Origin of the sequence: Mycobacterium sp. SMC-16, from assembly GCF_046250085.1 — a bacterium.
Taxonomy (GTDB): domain Bacteria; phylum Actinomycetota; class Actinomycetes; order Mycobacteriales; family Mycobacteriaceae; genus Mycobacterium; species Mycobacterium phocaicum.
The window spans coordinates 3090045-3105071 of record NZ_CP176427.1 but is presented as its reverse complement, the minus strand read 5'-3'; the positions used below and the strand labels follow the sequence as shown (position 1 = coordinate 3105071).

Below are 15027 nucleotides of genomic sequence, written 5' to 3'. Positions count from 1 at the left end.
CGGGCCCGGGTGCGGCACAGTTAACTGTATGGCCGGTCAAATGATTCCGAAGCCCAGCGACCTGAAGGCCGCGGCCCAATCCGCCGTCGATGCTGCCCAGTCCGCCGTCGAGATGACGCAGGCGGTGGCCAGCGGTGCCTTGCGCATTCCGCCGGCCTCCGTCCAACTCGCCGCCCAGGTCCCCGATCTCATCGAGAATCTGGCGGTGGCCACCGAGCGGCTCAACGCGACGATCGACCGCACCGAGCGGGTCATGGCCATGGCCGATCCCATGTTCCGCACGCTCGACGCCCTGCTGCCGCAACTCGAAGCCCTGGTCAATACCGGCAACGAGGTGTTCCGGCTGCTGTCGAACATTCCTGGGGTGTCGAGGCTGAACCCCTTCGGCGGTGGGCCCAAGCCGCCGCAAGACAAGTGATTTGTGCACGATTTTCCGCGGCCAGCGCGGAAAATCGTGCACAAATCACTGCAGGGCGTTGAAGCGGATCGCCAGTCCGTCGATGAATGCGGTGAGGGCCAGCTCGAAACCGGCCGTGTCGATCTGGTCGGCCTTGCCGCGCAGTAGATGTGCCTGGCCCATGTGCGGGTAGCGGTCGCGGTAGACCTGCACGTCGTCGGTGAACCCGCGTGAGAAGGAGCCGACGGTCGACCCGAGCACCAGTGACCGGGTGGCGGCGCCGATCAGGGTCGCTTCGCGCGGTGGCCAGCCGGCGCCGACCAGTCCGCCGTGTACGGCGTCGGCGATCCGCAGACTCACATCGCGTCGGCCCGGTCCGGTCGCGAGGTAGGGCACGAGATTCGGGTGTGCTGCCAGCGCGGCGCGGTGCGAGCGCGCCCACGCGGCCAGCGCGTCCTGCCAGTCGTCGCCGCGGTCGAACCCGGACGTGTCGATTTCCCCGGCAACGCGACTCGCGACGGCGTCGAGCACGTCGTCCTTGGTGGGGTAGTGCTTGTACAGCGACGACGCCTGCACGCCGAGTTCGGCGGCCAGCTTGCGCATCGACATCTCGGCGAGGCCGTCGCGATCGATCAATTCCAATGCGGTGTCACGGATGAGTTCGCGGTTGAGCAGCGGTACGCGGGGCCTGCCCATCTGCGTCTCCCTTGAATTAGCGAACGTCGTTAGCTTATTGTGACAGCAACAAGCTAACACTGTTCACCACTTCTGAGGAGATGTCTGTGAAACGCGAGGTCTACAGCGAAGAGCACGAGGATTACCGGGCCATGATCCGGGCCTTCGTCGAGGCCGAGGTGAGTCCCGTCTACGACGAGTGGTTCGAGAAGGGCCTGGTGCCGCGCGAGTTCTACTACAAACTCGGCGAACTCGGTATCTTCGGCGCGGAAATCCCGGAGGAGTACGGCGGCGAGGGCCTGACCTCGTACAAGTTCCAGGCGATCCTGACCGAGGAACTGGCGCGCGCCGCAGTGTCGTTCGGCGGCTCCAGCGTGCACGTCGGCCTGTGTCTGCCGTACATCCGCGACATCGGCAACGAAGAGCAGAAGAAGCGCTGGTTCCCCGGCATGCTCAGCGGCGAGATCATGTTCGCGATCGCGATGACCGAGCCCGGCACCGGTTCCGACCTCGCCGGAATGCGTACCACCGCAAAGCTTTCCGAGGATGGCACCCACTACGTCCTCAACGGCTCCAAGACCTTCATCACCGGTGGTGTGCACGCCGATCGCGTGATCGTCTGTGCCCGTACCTCGGCCCCCAAGGAAGACGACCGCCGTTTCGGCATCTCGCTGCTGGTGGTCGACACCAAGCTGGAGGGCTACTCGGTCGGCCGCAAGCTCGACAAGCTGGGCTTGCGCTGCTCGGACACCGCCGAGCTCAACTTCACCGACGTCAAGGTCCCCGTCGAGGACATCCTCGGCGAGGCCGACCAAGGCTTCAACTACCTCGGCCAGAACCTGCCGCGGGAACGGCTCGGTATCGCCGTCAGCGCCTACGCGCAGGCCAAGGCCGCCGTCCGGTTCGCCGTGCAGTACACGAAGGACCGCACCGTGTTCGGCAAGCCGGTCGCGTCGTTCCAGAACACCAAGTTCGAGCTCGCCGCCTGCCAGGCCGACGTCGATGCGATGGAAGCCGTCGTCGACCGTGCCATGGAGGCGCACGACCTCGACGAGCTGTCCGCCGCCGACGCCGCCAAGGCCAAGCTGTTCTGCACCGACGCGGCAGCGCGCGTGATCGACCGCTGCCTGCAACTGCACGGTGGCTACGGCTACATCAACGAGTACCCGATCGCCCGGCTGTATGCCGACAACCGCGTCGGCCGTATCTACGGCGGCACCAGTGAGGTCATGAAGATGATCATCGCGAAGGACATGGGGCTCTAAATCGACTGTCGCAGTGTGCGAAGGCGCCCGTCGGAGTAACTTCACTCTTGGGCGCCTTCTGCATTTTCGGCTCGGGTGAGGTGCCCGAATCGAGGGAACGACGCAAGTGGCAGCCCCACGACACCACGTGCACGTGTGCGACCACCCGCTCACGCGGGGGCAGGCACGCCGGCTCAGTCGGCGCTTCGCCGTCGCGGGCGTCCAGATCGACCCCGGCCGCCTCCAGGAGATCGCGGCGGGTGCCGCCACCGTCGGGGACGAACACATCGATGTCGCATTCGCGATGGTCGCGGTGGGCTATGTCGAGGAATGCCACAACGCCAAATGGGCGCGCGTTCGCCGCAGGCTGGGCCGCTGGATGCTGGTGGGTGCGATGATCGTGTTGAGTCTGTGTCTGCTGATCAGCCTGGCGATGGCCATGCTCACGCTGATGCAGCCGACGTTCACGGGGGTATGAGGAGTCGAGATCGAGAACGTACTGACGCGCTGGGCGATCGGGGTCATCGCCTTCGCGATGATCGTCGTCGCGGCTGTCCTGCCGTGGTACACCGCGCACAACGACCATGGCCACGGTTCGATGAGTGGCTGGGGAATCTGGGACATCAGCGGAAATCTCGGTGCCGAGTTGCGCCCGCTGCCCTTTGCCGTGCTGATCGTGCTCGCGGCCGGCACGATGATCGTCGCCGCGGTGCGCGCGAGGTTCGGCACCGCATTGGCCGCCGCCATCGCCTGCTTCGTGGTCAGTCTGCTGCCGTTGATGACGGGCGGCGCGGTCGACCGGCGGCTCGCCGGAAGTGATTCCGTCGCAGTCGTTCTCGGCCAGGCGGTATACCCGATGATCGTCGTCGGCGTCGTGGCCTGCGTGGTGAGCTGGATCGGCTATGCGCGGTGTGTGCTGCGTGCGGCGCCGAGAGCCGAGGCCGAGGTCCAGCCGGCCTGACCGGCATTCCACTGATCGGACGTCGGGCCTGTCCGGGCCCCCGCCCTGCGATTTACTTCGGCCATGGGTGCACAGGAACTGTTCGGTGGTGGCGTCGCGGTCATCACGGGTGCCGGCTCGGGGATCGGGGCCGGTCTGGCCCGGTACGCGGCGAAACTTGGGATGACGACGGTGCTGGCCGACGTCGACGCGGCCGCGGTCGCTGCCCTGCGCGACGAGCTGTCCGCAGCCGGCGCGACGGCCGTCGACGCGGTATGCGACGTCCGCGACGCCGAGGCCGTGCAGGCTCTGGCCGACCGGGTCAATGGTGAGATCGGGCCGGTGCGCCTACTGGTCAACAACGCCGGCATCGAGCAGTTCGGTTACCTGTGGGACACCCCGGTCGCCAACTGGGAGCGCGTCATGGACATCAATGTCAGTGGTGTCTTCCATGGCGTGCGGGCTTTCCTGCCGGCCATGCTGGCCTCCGAGGAACCCGCGTGGGTGTGGAACATGTCGTCCGTCGGTGGGGTTTCGACGGTGCAACTGCAGGCGCCGTACATCGTCAGCAAGCACGCCGTGCTGGCCCTGACCGAGTGCCTGCGCGTCGAGGTCGAGCTGGCCGGCCACGACGAGCGCGTGTGTGTGCAGGCGGTGCTGCCCGGACCGGTGCAGTCGAACATCTTCACCGCGGCCGGCGGCGTCGACGGCGGAAAAGGGGACGCCGCCGACGCGTCAGAGTCGGAGCGCACCGCGATGCACCAGATCACCGCCATGGATCCGATGACCGCCGCGGAGATCATCTTCGATCAGTCGGCCGCCGGTGGCTTCTACCTCACCACCCACCCCGACGCCGTCGCCGGTGCCATGACCGAACGCGCCCGGGTCCTGCGCGAGCAGGCGATCCCGAAGCTGCGGTCCCGCCGGTTCGCCGCCAAGTGACAAATCAGACGAGCGAGGCCAGGAGCGCGGCCAGTCCGTACTCGAACACCGCGTCGTAGTCGGTGGGGGAGCGAAGGGCGTCGACCAGCTGCTGATCCGGCCAGTCGTCGCCCCACAGCGAGGCGTCCTCTTCCTCGTGCTCGCCACTGCGAATCGCCGAAAACTGCATCAGCGCAGACGAAATCACGTGCACCTCGATGGAGCGCAAGGCCAGGGCCGCCTGATTGCCGGTGATCCCCAGCGCGGCGAGTTCGGCGGCGAGGGTCTGCTGCACCGACTGGAACAGCGACGGTGTCCGGTCGCGTTCGTGTGCGATGGCCATCAGATGCTGGCGTTCGATGAGCGCGATGCGCTGTGCGCGGGCCAGCGAGACGATGCGTTCCTCCGGGGTGTCACCGGTGGCCGGCAGGCTCGCCATCACCTCGATCAGCCGGTCGATGAGGTGGTCGAACAGCTTGTCCCGGCCCCCGACGTGCCAGTAGATGGACGTGACGGCGACACCGAGATGCTCCGACAGGCTGCGCATGGAGAAGCCCTCGACACCGTCGCGCTCCAGAAGCGCCGCGGCGGTATCCAGGATGAGTTGAGCGTCAACAGTTTTCGACGGACCCTCCGACCCGCGCTGGGTTGCCTCAGCCATGACCACCTCCTTCAGCCTCGCCGAACACCTAATCACACCGGGGCCGCGTCCTGCCTCTGGATCTGCGGCCCATCACGGTGTAACACTGTTACAGTACTGCCGCTGGCGGACGTTCGGGGGCGGCAACGAGGGAGCAGATGTGTTCGATCTGAAGATCACCGGTGGCACTGTCGTCGACGGCACGGGGGCCGACCGGTTCACCGCCGATGTCGCGATCAAGGACGGCAAGATCGTCGAAGTGCACCGCCGCGGCCCGAACGACCCTGTGCTGTCGGGTGATTCGGCCCAGACGATCGATGCCGGCGGCAAGATCGTCGCGCCCGGGTTCGTGGACATCCACACCCACTACGACGGCCAGGTGAGCTGGGACAGCGTGCTGGAGCCCTCGAGCAACCACGGAGTGACAACGGTCGTCGCGGGCAACTGCGGCGTCGGCTTCGCACCGGTGCGCCCGGGCCAGGAGGAGTGGTTGATCGCCCTCATGGAGGGTGTCGAGGACATCCCGGGCACCGCCCTGACCGAGGGCATCACATGGGGCTGGGAGAGCTTCGGCGAGTACCTCGACGTCATCGGGCAGCGTGAACTTGCCGTCGACATGGGCACCCAGATCGCGCACGGCGCGGTCCGCGCATACGCCATGGGAGAGCGCGGCGCCCGCAACGAACCGGCCAACGCCGACGACATCAAAGCCATGGCGAAAGTGGTCCAGGAGGCGATAGAGGCCGGCGCCCTGGGCTTTTCGTCGTCGCGGACACTGGCACACCGCGCCATGGACGGCGAACCGGTGCCCGGCACGTTCGCCGCCGAAGATGAGTTGTTCGCGCTGGGCCGGGCCACCGCGGCCGGTGGCGCGGCGGTCTTCGAGCTGGCCCCGCAGGGCGCGGCCGGCGAGGACATCATCGCGCCGCGCAAGGAACTCGACTGGATGCGCCGGCTCGGCGAGGAGATCGACTGCGCCCTGAGTTTCGCGCTCATCCAGGTCGACGCCGACCCCAATCTGTGGCGTGAACAACTCGACCTGTCGGCTGCCGCGCACCAGGCGGGCAGCAGGCTGTTCCCGCAAGTGGCGGCGCGCCCGTTCGGCATGCTCCTGGGCTTCCCCGGCCATCACGCCTTCACCCACCGGCCGACCTACCGTCGGCTGGTCGCCGAATGCACGCGCGAGGAGCTGGCCGAGAAGCTGGCCGAGCCCGCGGTGCGGGCCGCGATCCTGGCCGAGGATGACCTGCCGATCGACCCCACCAAGTTGTTCGACGGCATGTTCATGCTGGCGCAGAATGCGGCAAATCGCCTGTACCACATCGGCGAACCGCCCGACTACGAGCCGACCGTCGAGCGCACGGTCGCGGCGATCGCGGAGCGCCGCGGCGTGGACCCGCTGGCGGCGATGTACGACCTGATGCTGGAAGCCGACGCCGGCGCCATGCTCATGTATCCGATGTTCAACTACTCGGACGGCAACCATGACGCCATCCGCGAGATGCTCACGCATCCCGCCGGGGTGCTCGGCCTTTCGGACGGCGGCGCGCACTGCAGCATGATCTGCGACGCGTCGTACCCGACCTTCCTGCTGACGCACTGGGCCCGCGATCGCCACCGCGGCGAGAAGCTGCCGCTGGAGTACGTCATCCGCAAGCAGTCGCATGACACTGCCCAGCTGTACGGGATGTCCGACCGCGGCGTCATCGCCGTCGGTAAGAAGGCCGATCTCAACGTCATCGATCTGGACGCGCTGACCCTGCACGCGCCGAAGATGGTGCACGACCTGCCCGCCGGCGGAAAACGCTTGGTGCAGGGCGCAAGTGGCTACGACGCGACGATCGTGAGCGGCACCGTGACCCGTCGGAATGGCATCGACACCGGTGCGCGGCCGGGCCGGTTGGTCCGCGGCATCCGCTAGGCTTACGCGCCCAGACAGGGATTGGAATCCCGATGATTCCAGGGTGCCTCCCGCGCGACGTCGACAGCGGAGCACCGGTGCGGACGGCCGCGCCGATGCCTTTCATGTCGGGTGCCTGAGACGGCTGTCATTCGGCACGAGGTACGTTGCCGACGCGCCGACCCGTCTTATGAAAGGCGTTGGCAGCAGCCCCTTTTGATGACGCGCGCCATGCTGCTCGCGCGCCCTCGGTGATCTGATCGGCCTGGCTACATGAGCGGCGGTGCCGCCGACACATGTGAGCCGGACCGGACCTGCCGCACAGCCGGCCAACTATTCCCTTACCTGGCACTGACGGTGCCGCAGCCGCTGCGATCTGCGCGCGGCTCGGCACAGTGGTCGTATGTCCGATTCGTTTCATCTGGCCGTGGCGTTGGACGGCGCCGGCTGGCATCCGGCCGCCTGGCGCGAACCCGACGCGCGACCCGCAGACCTCTTCGACGCCGGCTACTGGACCGACCTGGTTCTCGAGGCGGAACGCGGCGCGTTGGACTTCGTGACCATCGAGGACTCGTTGGCAGTGCAATCCGACGACCCCTTCGTTCCGGACCGGCGCGTCGACCGGGTGCGGGGCCGGTTGGACGCCGTGCTGATCGCGGCGCGGATCGCGCCCCGTACCCAGCGCATCGGACTGGTGCCGACCGCCGTTGTCACGCACACGGAGCCGTTCCATGTGTCGAAATCCATCGCGACGCTCGATTACGTGAGCTCCGGCCGGGCCGGCGTGCGCGTCCAGATCGCCGGCCGTCCGGATGTGGCTGCGCACTTCGGGCGACGTGAGGCCGCGGACCGGTCGCAGGCGCTTGAATACCTCGCCGAGACTGCGGATTACGTCGAGGTGCTGCGCCGGTTATGGGACAGCTGGGAGGACGACGCCGAGATCCGGGATGCTGCCACCGGGCGCTTCATCGATCGGGACAAGCTGCACTACATCGACTTCACCGGCCGCTGGTTCTCGGTCAAGGGTCCGTCCATCACACCGCGCCCACCGCAGGGCCAGCCGATCGTCGCGGCATTGGGTCACGGCCGAGCCGGCCACGAGGTGATCGCCGGAAGCGCGGATGTCGGGTTCGTCACCCCTCGAGATGCCGCGCAGGCCGCCGAGGTCGTCGACGAAGTCCGTGGGCTGCAACATGATGCGGGCCGCGGGTCCGAGACCCTGCACATCTTCGGCGATGTGGTGGTGTTTCTCGACGACAGCGAGTCGGCAGCGCAGGCCCGCCGGCGTCGGCTCGATGATGTTGCCGGTGCCGAATATCGGAGCGACGCAGCGGTTTTCGCCGGCACCGCCGCGCAGCTGGCCGACGTGCTGACGGAATGGCACAGTGCCGGGCTGACGGGATTTCGGCTGCGGCCGGCAACCCTGCCGGACGACCTGCTTCAGATCACCGAACAACTGGTGCCCGAACTGCGGCGCCGCGGACTCTTCCGCGGCGGCTACGAATCGAACACATTGCGTGGACTGCTCGGGCTGTCGCGTCCGGCCAACCGTTATGCAAGGAGCAGCCAATGAGCAAGCCGGTCAAGCAGATTCACCTCGCGGCGCACTTTCCGGGCGTCAACAACACCACGGTGTGGAGCGACCCGGCGGCCGGCAGCCACATCGAGTTCAGCTCGTTCGCGCACTTCGCGAAGACGGCCGAGCGCGGGAAATTCGACTTCCTCTTCCTGGCCGAGGGATTGCGCCTGCGGGAGCAGAACGGACAGATCTACGATCTCGACGTCGTCGGGCGTCCGGACACCTTCACGGTGCTGGCGGCGCTGGCCGCGGTGACCGAGCGAATCGGATTGACAGGCACCATCAATTCGACCTTCAACGAGCCCTACGAGGTGGCTCGGCAGTTCGCGTCGCTGGACCACCTTTCCGAGGGTCGCGCGGCCTGGAACGTCGTGACATCGTGGGATGCGTTCACGGGCGAGAACTTTCGCCGCGGTGGGTTCCTGGCTGAGGACCAGCGCTACGAGCGGGCCAAGACCTTCCTGCAGACGACGCTGGAGCTGTTCGACTCGTGGCGCGGCGACGAGATCGTGGCCGACAAGACCGGCGGCGTGTTCCTGTCCGATCCCGATGCCGGCGCGTTCGAGCACACGGACGGTCACTTCGCCATCCAGGGCCGGTTCAACGTGCCGCGCAGCCCGCAGGGGCGTCCCGTGATCTTCCAGGCGGGCGACTCGGACGAAGGCCGTGAGTTCGCGGCGTCCGCGGCGGACGCCATCTTTTCCCGGCACAGCACCCTTGAGGCCGGACAGGCGTTCTATACCGATGTCAAGGGCAGGCTGGCACGCTACGGACGGCGCCATGACGAGTTGCTCATCCTGCCGGCTGCGACGTTCGTCATCGGCGACACCGATGACGAGGCGGCCGACCTCGCCCACGAGATCCGGCTCGCCCAGGTGTCCGGGCAGACCGCGATCAAGTTTCTCGAACAGCTCTGGAATCGCGACCTTTCCGACCACGACCCGGACGGACCGCTGCCGGCGGTGGACCCGGTCGTGGGGGAGAACACCATCGCGCGCGGCCGGGCCAGTGTGCGCATGTTCCGGGACCCGCTCGCGATCGCCGCCGAATGGCGGGCCAAGGCGGAGGCGCAGCACCTCACCACCCGCGAGCTGATCGTCGAAGTCACCGGTCGGCAATCGTTCATCGGATCGCCCCAGACCATCGCGGCGACGATCGACGAGTTCGTTCAGGCCGATGCCAGTGACGGGTTCATCCTGGTCCCGCACCTCACCCCGGGCGGACTCGATGCCTTTGTCGACCGGGTGGTCCCGCTGCTGCAGGAGCGCGGCACGTACCGCACCGACTACGTAGGTGCCACGTTGCGCGACCACCTGGGACTGGCGCCGCTGCCACGGCCGGCAGTGCGCACGAATGTCTCCGCAGAAGTGGCGTCGTAGCTCATGGCTACTCCACTGACCGTGCTCGATCTGGTGCCGATCTCGTCGGGTTCGACTGCGCCGCAGGCGCTACGGAACAGCGTCGACCTCGCCAAGCGGGCGGAGGCCCTGGGCTACGCCCGCTATTGGTTCGCCGAACATCACCTCAATCCCGGCATTGCCGGCACCTCACCCGCTGTGCTTCTCGCGCTGACCGCTGCGGAGACCTCGACGATCCGACTGGGCTCGGGGGCAGTGCAGATGGGTCACCGGACCGCGGTGGCGACGGTGGAGGAGTTCGGTCTGCTCGACGCGCTGTATCCGGGCCGATTCGACCTCGGCCTGGGGCGCTCGGGTGGGAAGCCGCGCGAACCCAAGGTACCGGTGAGTGCCTCGGTGGGCAGCCGGGCCGGCAACGGTTCGCATGGCCTGTTGATTCCGCCGAAGTTCGATCCGCGACCGCTGTTGCAGTCTCCGCGGTTCGCGCTCCAACGGGCGCTGCTGCAGCTGCCCGGTGCGCAATCGCAGGACTACACCGACCAGATCAACGACATCCTGGCGTTGCTCGCCGGGGTCTACCGCGACGCGGACGGACTGGCGGCGCGGGTCGTGCCCGGGGAGGGTGCCGACCTCCAGATCTGGATCCTGGGCAGCAGTGCCGGTGAGAGCGCCGAGGTCGCCGGCACCAGGGGCCTGCGGTTTGCGAGCAACTACCACGTCGCTCCGGCGTCGGTCCTCGAGGCGACCGACGCCTACCGGGCGGCGTTCCGCCCATCGACCGAACTCGACGAGCCGCACGTCGCCGTCTCGGCCGACGTTGTTGTCGCCGACGATGAGGCGACCGCCCGCGAGCTGGCCACCGGATACGGCCTGTGGGTGCGCAGCATCCGCACCGCCGAAGGGGCCATCCCGTTTCCCGCGCCGGCCGAAGCGCGGGCGCACACCTGGACGGCCGCCGAACGTGAGCTCGTCGCCGACCGCGTGGACACCCAGTTCGTCGGGTCCGCCGCACAGGTCGCCGACAAGCTGGAGCGGCTGCGCGACGCCACCGGTGCCGACGAGTTGATCATCACCACCATCACGCACGACCACCGGGATCGGGTCCGCTCGTACGAGCTGTTGGCCGAGGAATGGTCCCGACGGTGAACAAGAATGAATAGATGTCTGGCGCCGCAGCCCCTTTCAGGGGTGCGCTTACGCTGGACCCATGACACCGGGCAGCGGCCTTTTCCAGATCGAGGACTGCGTCGACGAAGCGGGGGCGGTGACGCTGCCGCCCGGCGCGACGCTGATCGCGCTCATCGACGGGAACATCGCGCATCTGCCCGACATGGTGGCATACCGCTACCTGGACTACTCCGGTAGCGAGCCGCGCACTTTCGAGGTGACCTGGTCCGAGCTCGGCGTGCGGCTGGCGGCCATCGCGGCCCGGGTGCAGGCGGTCACGCAGCGCGGTGATCGCGTCGCCATCATGGCGCCGCAGGGGCTCGACTATGTCTTCGGGTTCTTCGCGGCGATCAAGGCCGGTGCCATTGCGGTCCCGCTGTTCGCGCCCGAATTACCCGGGCACGCCGAGCGTTTGGACACCGCACTGCACGACGCGCGGCCGGCAGCTATCTTGACGACGGCCGCGGCGCGGCCGGCGGTCACCGAATTCCTCTCGGCACACCCGGATCTGGGTACTCCGACCGTCATCGCCACCGACGAGGTGCCGGACGACGCGGGCGTTTCGTTCGAACCCGTCCATCTCGAGATTGACGACGTCTCGCACCTGCAGTACACCTCAGGAGCGACCCGGCCGCCGGTCGGCGTGGAGATCACCCATAAAGCGGTGGGCACCAACCTGATTCAGATGATCTTGTCCATCGACATGCTGGACCGCAACACCCATGGCGTCAGCTGGCTGCCGCTGTATCACGACATGGGTCTGTCGATGATCGGATTTCCCACGGTGTACGGCGGGCACTCGACGTTGATGTCACCCACCGCGTTCATCCGCCGGCCGCTGCGGTGGATCCAGGCGTTGTCGGACGGTTCGAAGGTGGGCCGAGTGGTCACCGCCGCACCGAATTTCGCCTACGAATGGGCAGCGCACCGGGGTGCGCCGACCCCGGATGACGACATCGATCTGGCGAACGTGGTGATGATCGTCGGGTCGGAGCCGGTCAGCATGGATGCCATCAAGAGCTTCAACTCGGTCTTCGAATCGTTCGGACTGCCGAAGACGGCGATCAAGCCGTCGTACGGCATCGCCGAGGCCACACTGTTCGTCTCCAACATCGCACCTGACGCGGAGGCGACGGTGCGGTACTTCGACCGCGGGCAGCTGGCGTCGGGAGTAGCGGTGCCGGTGTCCGAGGACGCCCCGGGTGCGGTTGCGCAGGTGGCCTGCGGGCAGCCGGCGAGCAGTCTGTGGGTGGTGATGGTGGACCCGACCACTGGAATCGAACAACCCGACGGCCGAGTCGGCGAGATCTGGTTGCAGGGCGACAACATCGGCCGCGGTTACTGGGGTCTGCCGGAGGCGACTCGTGACGTTTTCCATGCCCGGCTGCACGGCGCCTTGCCGCTGAACAGTCACGCCGACGGCTCCGACGTCGACGGATCCTGGTTGCGGACAGGCGATCTCGGTTTCTACCTCGACGGCGAGCTGTACGTCACGGGCCGGCTGGCCGACGTGATCACGGTCGGCGGGCAGAACCACTATCCGCAACACCTCGAGACGACGGCCGCCGATGCCTCACCCCTGGTGCGGCGAGGCTATGTGGCGGCTTTCACCGTGCCGTGCGACGGTGGTGAACAGCTCGTGATCATCGCCGAACGAGCGTCGGGCACGGCCCGCCATGATCCACAGCCGGCGATCGAGTCGGTCGGTGCACTCGTAGCGGAGCGGCACGGCGTGGCCGTCGCCGACGTTCGGCTGCTGCCCGCCGGTGGCATCCCGCGAACCACCAGTGGGAAGCTCGCGCGCCGCGCCTGTCGAGCCGCTTATCTGGACGGCGCGCTGTAGTCCGCTATGACCGCCCTCATATTCGAGCCCGCCGAAAGTCGCTGATCGCGTCCTTGAGGCATCACTGCGCCTCTTCTTGACTCCTCGATATGAACACGATCATAATTCGGGTCAATACTTGCGCCCGCCAGGAGTCGCCCGATGCCGCCCGACACTCGCCAGTCGATGGTGCTCGCCGCAGTCGAGCTGTTGCGCGAGCGCGGCGTCGACGGTGTCACGCTCGATGCTGTGCTGAGCCGCAGCGGCGCGCCTCGAGGCTCCATCTACCACCACTTTCCGGATGGACGTGCCCAGATCATCGACGAGGCCGCGCAGCTCAGCGGCGATGCCATCTCCCGGCTGATCGCCAAAGCGGCACCTGACGGTCCGGCCGCCGTCGTCGACGCCGTGACGGGCTTCTGGCGGAAGCTTCTGCGCCAGAACAAGTTCGCGGTCGGCTGCCCGGTGGTGTCCATTGCCGTCAGTGCCGCGCCGGGCTCGGCACTGGCTCAGCATGCCAATCAGATTTTCCGCACCTGGCATCAGTTGGTCACCGATTGCCTCGTGGCCGATGGCGTCGGCACCGTCGTTGCCCGCCGGCTGGCCACCATGTCGCTCGGTGCCATCGAAGGTGCGATCACCATGTGCCGCGCCACATCGAGCCTGCAGCCACTCGATGATGTCAACGCCGAACTGAAGCTGCTGTTGGCGGCCCGGACCCTCTTTGCGGCCGGCGCAAGTACACCGAAGGGAAGTTGAACTCATGGAGTGGACCGGTGCGGTGTATGCCGACGCCCCGACCGTCGAGGTCTCGACGTGGATCGACGCGCCCGTGGCACGGGTGTGGGAACTGGCCTCGGACATCACGGTGATGCCCGAGTGCAGTTCCGAGTTGCAGCGAGTCGAGTGGCTCGGGGACTGCGACGCACCGTGTCTCGGTGCCCGCTTCGTCGGCCACAACAGCCACCCCGCACTCGGGGACTGGTCGACCGAGTGCGAGATCGTCGAGTACGAACCACAGCACGTGATGGCGTGGGCCATCGGCGATGCCGGCAATCCGACCGCAACCTGGCGCTTGAGCCTGCGTCCCGAGGGCACCGGAACCCGCCTGGTGGAGTGGGCTCAGATGGGACCCGCGCCGTCGGGCTTGTCGCTGGCGATCACCCGGATGCCCGACAAGGAACAGAAGATCGTCTTCAACCGTCTCCGCGAATTCGAGTCCGGGATGCAGAGCGTCCTCGCGCACATCAAGCAGCGGGCCGAGAGCTGATGCGCGCGGCGACGACGGTCGAGGCTGCGAGCCTCGGAAACTGGGACCACCAGAGACTTTTCGTCTCCGAGGCCGAGAAGATGGGTCTGGACATCTGTTGGGTCGCCGAGGCATGGGGATCCGACGCGCCGTCTGCACTGGGGTACTACGCGGCATGCACGGAGCGGATGTTGTTGGGCTCCGGCATCATTCAGCTCGGCACCCGCACGCCGGTGGCCATCGCGCAGGCCGCGATCACGCTGTCGAATCTGTCCGGCGGGCGCTTCCTGCTGGGCCTCGGTGCTTCGGGACCGCAGGTCATCGAGGGACTGCACGGCGTGCCGTTCGCCAAGCCACTGGGCCGGATGCGCGAGACCATCGACATCATCCGCCAAGCCGCCGCCGGCGACAGGGTCTCGTACTCCGGCAAGCAGTTCCAGGTCCCGCTGCCGGGCGGCGATGTCAAGCCGATGCGGCTGTCGATGCGGGCGGAGCACGAAATACCGCTGTACATCGCCAGTCTCACGCCCGCCATGTTGCGGTTGACCGGCGAGGTCGCCGATGGCTGGCTCGGCACCAGCTTCGTTCCTGAAGGCGCGGACGAGGCGTATTTCGCGCACCTGGACGAGGGTCTGACCCGTTCACAACGCAGCCGCGCCGATCTCGACATCTGCCAGGGCGCCGAGGTGTCGTTCGCTCGCGACGAGGCCCACCTCAAGACGATGATCGACGCCCGGAAGTCCGAGTTGGCGTTCAGTCTCGGTGGCATGGGCTCGGCCTCGACAAATTTCTACAACCAGGCGTACAGCCGGCAGGGCTGGGCCGAGATCGCGGCCGCGGTCCGCGAACGCTGGCAGTCCGGTGACCGCGCCGGCGCGGCAGCGCTGATCACCGACGAGATGATCCTGGCCACCACCTTGATCGGTACCCCGGACATGGTGCGTGACCGCCTGCAAGTGTGGTGCGACGCGGGCGTCGACACCGTCCGGATCTACCCGGCGGGCGACACGCTGGAGGAACGGTTCACCACCCTCGGCGCGGCGATCGACATGGTGCATTCGATCGAGCGGTGATCCGACAGGCCTGACGGCGGCGGGCACATCATAGGGATTTCCCTTATTTGCTGGATGGGGAC

Annotated in this window: 15 protein-coding genes; 13 read left to right on the top strand and 2 right to left on the bottom strand. The window is 67.3% G+C overall.

What is annotated here, in order from left to right:
- The first annotated feature begins 28 nt into the window (after positions 1–28).
- Positions 29–418 carry a hypothetical protein gene (locus ACJEIK_RS14985; protein ID WP_064858133.1) on the top strand — a complete coding sequence of 130 codons (390 nt, stop codon included), beginning with the start codon at positions 29–31 and terminating at the stop codon, positions 416–418.
- Between the two features lie 45 nt (positions 419–463).
- Here the strand turns inward: ACJEIK_RS14985 and ACJEIK_RS14980 are convergent, their stop codons facing one another.
- Positions 464–1093, bottom strand: coding sequence for a TetR/AcrR family transcriptional regulator (locus tag ACJEIK_RS14980; RefSeq protein WP_073696716.1), 630 nt, complete (start codon positions 1091–1093; stop codon positions 464–466).
- 86 nt (positions 1094–1179) lie between these two features.
- Between ACJEIK_RS14980 and ACJEIK_RS14975 the strand changes: the two genes are divergently transcribed.
- The 4 genes from ACJEIK_RS14975 to ACJEIK_RS14960 all read left to right on the top strand — a co-directional run bounded on the left by ACJEIK_RS14975 (position 1180) and on the right by ACJEIK_RS14960 (position 4198).
- A complete protein-coding gene (locus ACJEIK_RS14975) occupies positions 1180–2337 on the top strand; it encodes an acyl-CoA dehydrogenase family protein (RefSeq protein ID WP_020100487.1) in 1158 nt (385 codons plus the stop codon).
- 106 nt (positions 2338–2443) lie between these two features.
- The gene (locus ACJEIK_RS14970) at positions 2444–2794 is read left to right on the top strand and encodes a hypothetical protein (RefSeq protein WP_409429924.1); all 351 of its coding nucleotides are present in this window, start codon (positions 2444–2446) and stop codon (positions 2792–2794) included.
- Positions 2795–2851: 57 nt separating this feature from the next.
- The gene (locus ACJEIK_RS14965) at positions 2852–3277 is read left to right on the top strand and encodes a hypothetical protein (protein WP_133427382.1); all 426 of its coding nucleotides are present in this window, start codon (positions 2852–2854) and stop codon (positions 3275–3277) included.
- 63 nt (positions 3278–3340) lie between these two features.
- Positions 3341–4198 carry an SDR family NAD(P)-dependent oxidoreductase gene (locus ACJEIK_RS14960; protein ID WP_409429923.1) on the top strand — a complete coding sequence of 286 codons (858 nt, stop codon included), beginning with the start codon at positions 3341–3343 and terminating at the stop codon, positions 4196–4198.
- A gap of 4 nt (positions 4199–4202) precedes the next feature.
- Here ACJEIK_RS14960 and ACJEIK_RS14955 read toward each other — a convergent pair whose 3' ends face one another.
- A complete protein-coding gene (locus ACJEIK_RS14955; RefSeq protein ID WP_064858160.1) occupies positions 4203–4838 on the bottom strand; it encodes a TetR/AcrR family transcriptional regulator in 636 nt (211 codons plus the stop codon).
- 139 nt (positions 4839–4977) lie between these two features.
- On the opposite strand from ACJEIK_RS14955, the gene ACJEIK_RS14950 reads away from it, so the two are divergent.
- From ACJEIK_RS14950 to ACJEIK_RS14915, 8 genes are all read left to right on the top strand, one after another.
- Positions 4978–6738: an N-acyl-D-amino-acid deacylase family protein gene (locus ACJEIK_RS14950; protein WP_409429922.1), complete on the top strand. Its 1761-nt coding sequence runs from the start codon at positions 4978–4980 to the stop codon at positions 6736–6738.
- Between the two features lie 382 nt (positions 6739–7120).
- Positions 7121–8290, top strand: coding sequence for an LLM class flavin-dependent oxidoreductase (locus tag ACJEIK_RS14945; protein WP_409429921.1), 1170 nt, complete (start codon positions 7121–7123; stop codon positions 8288–8290).
- Complete coding sequence (locus tag ACJEIK_RS14940) at positions 8287–9675, top strand: NtaA/DmoA family FMN-dependent monooxygenase (RefSeq protein ID WP_409429920.1); 1389 nt, start codon at positions 8287–8289, stop codon at positions 9673–9675. The genes ACJEIK_RS14945 and ACJEIK_RS14940 overlap by 4 nt, the downstream gene beginning before the upstream one ends.
- Positions 9676–9678: 3 nt before the next feature.
- Positions 9679–10800: an LLM class flavin-dependent oxidoreductase gene (locus tag ACJEIK_RS14935; RefSeq protein WP_409429919.1), complete on the top strand. Its 1122-nt coding sequence runs from the start codon at positions 9679–9681 to the stop codon at positions 10798–10800.
- Positions 10801–10861: 61 nt separating this feature from the next.
- On the top strand, positions 10862–12664 hold the full coding sequence (locus ACJEIK_RS14930) for a fatty acyl-AMP ligase (RefSeq protein WP_061010263.1): 1803 nt from the start codon (positions 10862–10864) through the stop codon (positions 12662–12664).
- A gap of 141 nt (positions 12665–12805) precedes the next feature.
- Entirely contained in the window at positions 12806–13402 is a 597-nt protein-coding gene (locus ACJEIK_RS14925) for a TetR/AcrR family transcriptional regulator (protein WP_409429918.1), read from the top strand.
- Between the two features lie 4 nt (positions 13403–13406).
- Positions 13407–13913, top strand: coding sequence for an SRPBCC family protein (locus ACJEIK_RS14920; RefSeq protein WP_061006072.1), 507 nt, complete (start codon positions 13407–13409; stop codon positions 13911–13913).
- Positions 13913–14965 carry an LLM class flavin-dependent oxidoreductase gene (locus tag ACJEIK_RS14915; protein ID WP_409429917.1) on the top strand — a complete coding sequence of 351 codons (1053 nt, stop codon included), beginning with the start codon at positions 13913–13915 and terminating at the stop codon, positions 14963–14965. Before ACJEIK_RS14920 ends, ACJEIK_RS14915 begins: the two co-directional genes overlap by 1 nt.
- The last annotated feature ends 62 nt before the right edge of the window (positions 14966–15027 follow it).

Bases quoted from the DNA above. Each gene is read 5' to 3' on its own strand.
- ACJEIK_RS14985 (WP_064858133.1), top strand. From the start codon at position 29: ATGGCCGGTCAAATGATTCCGAAGCCCAGCGACCTGAAGGCCGCGGCC.
- ACJEIK_RS14980 (WP_073696716.1), bottom strand. From the start codon at position 1,093: ATGGGCAGGCCCCGCGTACCGCTGCTCAACCGCGAACTCATCCGTGAC.
- ACJEIK_RS14965 (WP_133427382.1), top strand. From the start codon at position 2,852: ATGATCGTCGTCGCGGCTGTCCTGCCGTGGTACACCGCGCACAACGAC.
- ACJEIK_RS14960 (WP_409429923.1), top strand. From the start codon at position 3,341: ATGGGTGCACAGGAACTGTTCGGTGGTGGCGTCGCGGTCATCACGGGT.
- ACJEIK_RS14955 (WP_064858160.1), bottom strand. From the start codon at position 4,838: ATGGCTGAGGCAACCCAGCGCGGGTCGGAGGGTCCGTCGAAAACTGTT.
- ACJEIK_RS14945 (WP_409429921.1), top strand. From the start codon at position 7,121: ATGTCCGATTCGTTTCATCTGGCCGTGGCGTTGGACGGCGCCGGCTGG.
- ACJEIK_RS14940 (WP_409429920.1), top strand. From the start codon at position 8,287: ATGAGCAAGCCGGTCAAGCAGATTCACCTCGCGGCGCACTTTCCGGGC.
- ACJEIK_RS14935 (WP_409429919.1), top strand. From the start codon at position 9,679: ATGGCTACTCCACTGACCGTGCTCGATCTGGTGCCGATCTCGTCGGGT.
- ACJEIK_RS14930 (WP_061010263.1), top strand. From the start codon at position 10,862: ATGACACCGGGCAGCGGCCTTTTCCAGATCGAGGACTGCGTCGACGAA.
- ACJEIK_RS14925 (WP_409429918.1), top strand. From the start codon at position 12,806: ATGCCGCCCGACACTCGCCAGTCGATGGTGCTCGCCGCAGTCGAGCTG.
- ACJEIK_RS14920 (WP_061006072.1), top strand. From the start codon at position 13,407: ATGGAGTGGACCGGTGCGGTGTATGCCGACGCCCCGACCGTCGAGGTC.
- ACJEIK_RS14915 (WP_409429917.1), top strand. From the start codon at position 13,913: ATGCGCGCGGCGACGACGGTCGAGGCTGCGAGCCTCGGAAACTGGGAC.